4 protein-coding genes and 2 pseudogenes are annotated in these 6652 nt (G+C 40.0%); 2 read left to right on the top strand and 4 right to left on the bottom strand.

Annotated elements, in window-relative coordinates; all coding sequences use genetic code 11:
* Window positions 1-108 precede the first annotated feature (108 nt).
* The 4 genes from MCY_RS00100 to MCY_RS00110 all read right to left on the bottom strand — a co-directional run bounded on the left by MCY_RS00100 (window position 109) and on the right by MCY_RS00110 (window position 4181).
* Window positions 109-1926 (bottom strand): portal protein, encoded by a 1818-nt coding sequence (locus MCY_RS00100; RefSeq protein WP_007346326.1) that lies wholly within the window; start codon window positions 1924-1926, stop codon window positions 109-111.
* Between the two features lies 1 nt (window position 1927).
* Window positions 1928-3289 carry a PBSX family phage terminase large subunit gene (locus MCY_RS00105; RefSeq protein ID WP_007346327.1) on the bottom strand — a complete coding sequence of 454 codons (1362 nt, stop codon included), beginning with the start codon at window positions 3287-3289 and terminating at the stop codon, window positions 1928-1930.
* A gap of 143 nt (window positions 3290-3432) precedes the next feature.
* The gene (locus tag MCY_RS10165; protein ID WP_019224496.1) at window positions 3433-3561 is read right to left on the bottom strand and encodes a hypothetical protein; all 129 of its coding nucleotides are present in this window, start codon (window positions 3559-3561) and stop codon (window positions 3433-3435) included.
* A gap of 290 nt (window positions 3562-3851) precedes the next feature.
* The gene (locus MCY_RS00110; RefSeq protein WP_007346328.1) at window positions 3852-4181 is read right to left on the bottom strand and encodes a hypothetical protein; all 330 of its coding nucleotides are present in this window, start codon (window positions 4179-4181) and stop codon (window positions 3852-3854) included.
* Between the two features lie 741 nt (window positions 4182-4922).
* On the opposite strand from MCY_RS00110, the pseudogene MCY_RS10270 reads away from it, so the two are divergent.
* Both MCY_RS10270 and MCY_RS00120 read left to right on the top strand, forming a co-directional pair.
* Window positions 4923-5362, top strand: a pseudogene (locus MCY_RS10270) (helix-turn-helix domain-containing protein).
* 959 nt (window positions 5363-6321) lie between these two features.
* Window positions 6322-6533: pseudogene (locus MCY_RS00120) on the top strand (Arm DNA-binding domain-containing protein); the annotation flags it as partial.
* Window positions 6534-6652: the final 119 nt, after the last annotated feature.

Genomic DNA, 6652 nt, shown 5'->3' on the forward strand with positions numbered 1-6652 from the left:
AGCTAAAAAGAGGCGTCATTTCTCTCTATAAATAACATTGTGCTATGGACATTTTTGTACCTGCGATGATCGATGATATTCATCCAAGATCGGTTCTTATAAAACGTCCTATTGTTGAGTGTTTACGGTCTGCAACATTTGCATTATCTGCTCTTTTTCCATCCTGCTTCCCATCTGTGCTGAAGAATTTTGCCCTTCTTGGTAAGAGTTTTGCGTCTTTATAGCAATTTTATGAATGAGTGAGGCAGGTAAGGGTGAATAGCGCAAAAGATCGAGCATAATCTCTGGCGTTGCAAAATTTTGCATCAAAGGAAGCAATTGCATTATAAGTGCAAAAGTACGCTCTTTTTCATTAAGACTTGTTGGTGCATCATCAACGACAATATCATATTCCAAACTTGTCACCATTTCGCGTGTCAGAGGAACATACTGAGCATTTTCATCACCAGCAATACGGATTAAGCGTCCATCGGACAGATAATTTTGAATGAGATATAGAATAATTTTTCCCTGTCGTTGCCGATATCGACGCAAACCATCAAAAAAGGCAGCTAAAAGATTAAGCGATGATTGTCGCCGTTGTTGTTCAAGAATACCTGGCTGATTGACAGCTCGAGTACCAACAAATTCAGCAGACAACCCCGTCACCTGTTCAATAGCGCTCTTTGCTTCATTAAATAATTGGAAAAATCCTTGCGGAAATTGTGCCACGGGTTTAGGTTGGATTTTTCCTCCTGACACAGCACCACTTTTCAACCAAGTAATGCTATCGGCTCTAGCCCAACTTTCTGTAGCTTGTCGATCATCATCAAAAGCATCCCGTTCTGCCATAATTCCGCCTTTTGATTGGACATTGAGCAAATGCATCACTTGGCTAAAATATTTATTTGCCCATCTTTGCGGATCCTTTGTTGGTTTGACAAGTCCGTAAAATTGTCGACTTAACTTATCAAAAGTACCGGTAATACACTCCCATCCCAATTGATTAGCTGGAACCAAAGGCTTATCAGGTGTTTCGAGCAATTTTCTGCCCAAAAAAGCTCGTTTGACAATTTTTCTGGTCAACCTTGTTGCTTGAACATTCGGAAAAATTTTTTTTAAATTTTGAAAATCGTGTTCTGCATAATCGATAAACTTTCCACTTTGAGGCTCGAGAACTTTATAAATCACCTCCCATTCAAACCAACGACATTCTGCCAATGTCACCATTTTAGGCTGTTGATAGCAACTCCCTTCTTCTCCCTCAGTCTGATAACTTTGTGTCCTCCCATTACTGGTTGGATGTAAAAAACTCTGATTTTTAACCCAATCAGCATGAAGATCACTCCAATGAACATTTGGGAACATTTGCTGAGCCACTGTCAGAGGTTTTTCATCAATGTACCATAAACGTTGTGCATCAATGAGATTCGGCTTTACAGCACTAGCATCCCACACCATTTTCATAGGATCTAAGCGTGCAATGATTGGTTTTCCTTGGGGATCTTGTTCATAATCCAAGCGTGTATCCGTCCACCCCATTCCGCAAATAACCGCATCTTGAAAAGCATCGGAATCTTCGTATTCCCCATCTGCTTCATCGCGAAACCATTCAGCTGCCCCAGTCAGAATCTGGTTTGCAAATGCTGCCCCTTCTTGTCGTGGAATAAATTGGACTTGTCTTTTATTATTGCGCTCAGCCCCAATGACAGCATTAATCAAAGGCGCAATACGGTTAAAAGTCATGACCGGTCTATTTTGTTCATTCAAGACAGCAAGATCTTGTTCATTCCATTGCCGCCCATTATAAAAATCGTAGTCTTCTTGAGCATTTTTTCGCCACTTTTCGACATGAGCAATATCATCCTGATACCACCCTACGAGTTTTTTAAAGATAGCTTGATGTTCAAGCGTTTCGATTTGATCAAAAGAAGAATCTGTAGACATATTAAAAAGCCATCCATGAAGTTTGAGACTGGAGAGAAGAGCGATAGGTATTTTTTTTAGGGCGGCCATGTGGCTGTTCATAAGCCACACACATGAGTCCAAAAGCATCTGCCCCATGGCTTGCCCAATCATGTTCAGCGCCCAGCCCGATATTACGCTGTTCGTCGCGTTTTTCATGATACCAAGCAAGTGCTTTTCTCCCCGCACCTGTTGTTTCACGATTAAACCATATAGCAGGAAACAAACGCCTTACGGTTTCGATACGCATTTTCACCGCACCTGTACCTTGATTAGGAATTACTTTGGTTTGAAAACCAGCTTGTTGAAGCGCACTTTCAAAACTCACATTATAGACACGATCTTTTGTTGCGCCATCATGTGGCAAGACCATAAGAGCTTTTTCATATCCCCTTTGAAAAACCCACCCCACATGCTCAGAAAGCGGTTGTCCCTGCGCTTCATAATAATCAAGCACTCGAATTTCCCGTCCAATAAATTGCGCAACCCACAAGGCGGTAGCATCGGCTTTTGCGCCTGTTCCACCGATATCCCAAAAGATTCTCGTTTGGATCAAAGGATCGCGTGGAACGGTGGTAATCCGTCCTTCCATTTCCGCTTCCAGAAGCCATTTCTGATAATAAGCGCCTTGGACAGCTTGGAGATATTCGCCTTCCCAAATATGGTTATACTGTTCTGGTCTTTGCTGTAAATCGTTTTTTCGATCACGATTGAGTTTTTCAGGAAATTTTGGATTATCGCGCCAATTAATTTCTACTCCTTTGATATGTGGATTATCGACATTTCGGAAACGTTTTTCCACGGGTGCGTTTTCATGGCAGGGGTTCCATGTGACCCATAATTCTGCATTCCAATCTTTTCCTTCTTCGCGCAAAGTTGGAATAAGTGTTTGCCAAGCGGTCTCGGTCACTGGTTCTGCTTCATCCACCCAGCAGAGAAAAACGCGTCCCATTGATTTAATACTTGCGATATTTCGATCCAGCCCAGCGAAGACATAGGCGATCCGTCCATCTTTTGATTTAATATATTTATCGCCGATTTCATAATAGTCTTGTAAAAAAGGATAAGATTCAATAGCGCGTTTAATTTCCTCCAAAGAGCTCTCATTGAGAGAGTTTTGAAATTGCCGCGCACAAAGAATAATACCGCGTTCTCCAGCCATTCCATGGCGATATCCAACCACAGCCGACATCAAGGCAAAAGAACGTGTTTTTCCGGAACCACGTCCTCCCCAAGCAGCTCGCACATCTGCTTTTCCAGTAAAGACAGGAATGAGCTTTGGGATAAGAGCCACTTGAGCCGTTTTTTTCTCCATTTTTTGAGAAATTTTCTGAACTGTTGTCATTTATAAATTTTCATTACTGATTAATAATTAAGCTTCACAATTTTGATGATGCCGAATTTAATTATCCTAGGGGCCATTTAACGAAAAACGCTCTTCTGAGAAGAGCTGTTTTATCTTCTCTTCATTATGATACTCAATAAATTTCACTTTTTTTCCTGAAATCCCCTTGCCGCCGCCATACGCCACCCCCAGGCACAAAAGAGCCCTGCCCCCTCAAATACCGCACTTCTATCCCCCACAAAAGCACGATATCCGCCCCGCCCCAATTTCACTTATCCCCTCCCAAATCCCCTAAAAGCACAACATCTTTCCATATCATGCCACTCACGCATCACCAAACCTTACCCCTGTCTGCCCCCCAAGATACCTCTACCCCCAGCATAAGATCTCAAGTTTCAAGCTTTTCATCCATAAAACCGTGTACCCCCTTACGTATCATCCCCCTACACCCTGAAAGCATCATTCACTTTAATACACGTCCTTACGCATCATCCACCAAAGCAGCACCCTTCCAAGATGACATCTTCCATCATCCACCTCAGCTAAACATTTTCTCATAGCTTCAGTCTTCAGTGACCGAAGGCTTAGGCTGTTGCGGTTCGGTATTTTTTGACTTCACTGGTACGATCTCGATACGAGAAACTGTTTTGACATCTCCCCCTGCTTCCCCAGTTACTTGAAGAGGCAAAACTTTTGCCAGCAGTGAAAAAAAAGACACGGGATTATTCAGAGCATGATATTGAAGATAAGACACCAAACCATCCTCACCATAGTGATATCCAGCCTGCTCAGCGGCTGTCAAAAGAGCTTCATTAAACCGCTTTGTTGTTTTATTCAAAGCTCCTTTTTTCCGCCCTCTTCGACGTAAGGGAAGACAACGTTCCTCAGCCATCATCCTATTCCTTCCAATAAAGAGAAACTAATCGCATGACATGAAAATGAGCAACAAAACTTCAAAAGCAATCACTAATTAAAAAAAATGAGACTACATCCTAAAAGACAAAAATACATATAAAGTACAGCCCAAAACCTCTGTTTTATTTTACGGATTCACATTTTTACGTTTTTACATTTTTACAGAATTAAGCCAAACGAAATTTCCAAACTACCCCACCACTCGATACACAAGAGATTGTAAACAATCCCACTTTTTATTGCGTACATTGCCCTTGGACAAAACCACCTCTCATCACCCCTCAAAGGATAACATTTCACTCGACACCACAAATAAGCCCAGTTCCTAAATATACACCACACTTTTTCACAAAAAGCATCTTATTGATTTGATCTACTTTAAGATCTCTCGACGGCCTATCGCTGCTCTAATGGCCCACTCTCGCCCTCATCTTACCCCTATGGCATAAGAAGATAAAAATCCTTTAATTTTTCTTGCCAATCTTCTGAAACTTACTTTGATTAATGAAGCGATTTTGGTTATCTACACAGCGATCAAGAGAGCATTGAAGCTCTAAGTTCTAAAAAATAGCCCACTATGTGGATCTCCCAGAATTCTGGGAGAGTTTACGCTATCCAAGTGCGATAAACTCTAAAAGCAAAAAGCTGATTAGAACTCAGTTCTTTCCACCTCCCAGAATACCACTGCAAGAACCCACGCAACCGAAGAGTGCTTGAAATGCACACTAAAAATCCACATTTTATTGACATTTCAATAGAAAAAAGAATTTGTCATAGACGCATTTCAATGGAGCTTTCTCAAAAAGAATTAGGAGGCTCTTCAGGTGTTATTTTCCAACAAATCTCAAAATAGGAAAAAGGTTTAAATCGTGTAAACCCAGGGTATTTACTAGAAATCGCCCAAAATTTAGAAGTTTTATTAATTTTTTTATGCGGATCTTTCAACAGTAGATATTTCGATAAAAGAAGATCTTTTCTCAGAAGCAAATCTCCACATCCTGATCAAGAACTCTATAGGGCAAAGGAACATCCCTTTTAAAAAACTTTAGAGAGCTCAAAGCACCAAAACAAAAGGTAATTTTGTGGCTGATTTCTGAATTAGACAAAAGCCCTCCTCAGCATTATTGGCTCATCGAGACAATAACACACCCTCTGTAAAGCTTATGCACGCCCTCAAAAGACGACGTTTCACCAGACACGACTGATAATCCCAGTCCTAGATTCCCATTTCTTAACAAAAACACCTTATGTTGGTGAGTTTCCAACGATATATCTCTGTGGACCACTCTTCCCCCCAATTTATGGCATCACAGAACACCATTCCATTCAAATAACAAGATATTCCCGCGTCCTAGAGCACAGAAAGTAAGAAACATCAAAATTCTAGAGAGAGAGAGAGACTTAAACTTCCACTCCATTGTTTTCCCAATGGATTTCATCTTGTTTAAAGATACAATTCGAATTATGCCATAATGATATCTTTTTACATTTACCTTGTCAAGTTTTTATATTTTACTTTTGTTTTTTTATATCATTCTTTTTCGTGAGCATCTTCTTCATACAACCATAACGCCCCAAAGATAAAGCACAAAATAAAATATCATTGTATTGCTCATTCAAGCGTTTTTGAAAAAACATTTTTTACTGCTTTTCTCATTTCACGAACGCCCTCATCCATGCTATAATTAATGGTAAATAGGCTAATGAATGGTGCCCCATTATTCCAACCTCACACTTTAAAACGAGCCTCTTTCTATACTTCAATAAAAGACCGAAGCTAGAAACAATCTATTCTTTTCTAGTTTCCAATGTTTCTCCCCCCTTCATCCTTAAAAGTAATATTTCCCCCTCCTTAAACTTGAAAATATTGAACGTTTTTTTCTCTTTTTACAGGCAAGTATCAAATAAAATTTTCAAACCGCCACACGACAATTTGATAACACAATACATTGATTTATAGTGATAATCTAGCGTTATTCATATTGAATGAAAGTCCCGAATAACCTAAGATTCTCTCATTTCAAATCTGTGTATGTTGAATCAATCAAAACCATTCGCTTGCACATCACAAGCGGAGTTGGCGTATAGATAAAAACTGTAGAAGAAAGAGTTTAAAAATGGTCCTTATGAACCGTCTTAATGCAAGGGCTATCGCAACACCTAAAAGCTTGCAAATATAATGATGGGGCCAGCTTGTTGCTTCACAAAGGTAAAGATGGTGGGTGCTCAATGGCTTTATCGCTATACCATTCATGGGCACCATCGTGAAATGAGATTGGATGCTTTAAGAGATGTCTCTTTAAAACAAGCCCGTGAATTGGTAACCCAATAGCGTTCTGTTCTACGTGTCTCAAATGCCAGGCGCCACATATTACATAAAAACATAGAAAAATCAATATATTATGTAAAATAATTTTATATACACCCCCTTCAGAATCCACATTTTTA

Origin of the sequence: Bartonella rattimassiliensis 15908, assembly GCF_000278215.1 — a bacterium.
Classification (GTDB): domain Bacteria; phylum Pseudomonadota; class Alphaproteobacteria; order Rhizobiales; family Rhizobiaceae; genus Bartonella; species Bartonella rattimassiliensis.

Bases quoted from the DNA above. Each gene is read 5' to 3' on its own strand.
- MCY_RS00100 (WP_007346326.1), bottom strand. From the start codon at position 1,926: ATGTCTACAGATTCTTCTTTTGATCAAATCGAAACGCTTGAACATCAA.
- MCY_RS00105 (WP_007346327.1), bottom strand. From the start codon at position 3,289: ATGACAACAGTTCAGAAAATTTCTCAAAAAATGGAGAAAAAAACGGCT.
- MCY_RS00110 (WP_007346328.1), bottom strand. From the start codon at position 4,181: ATGGCTGAGGAACGTTGTCTTCCCTTACGTCGAAGAGGGCGGAAAAAA.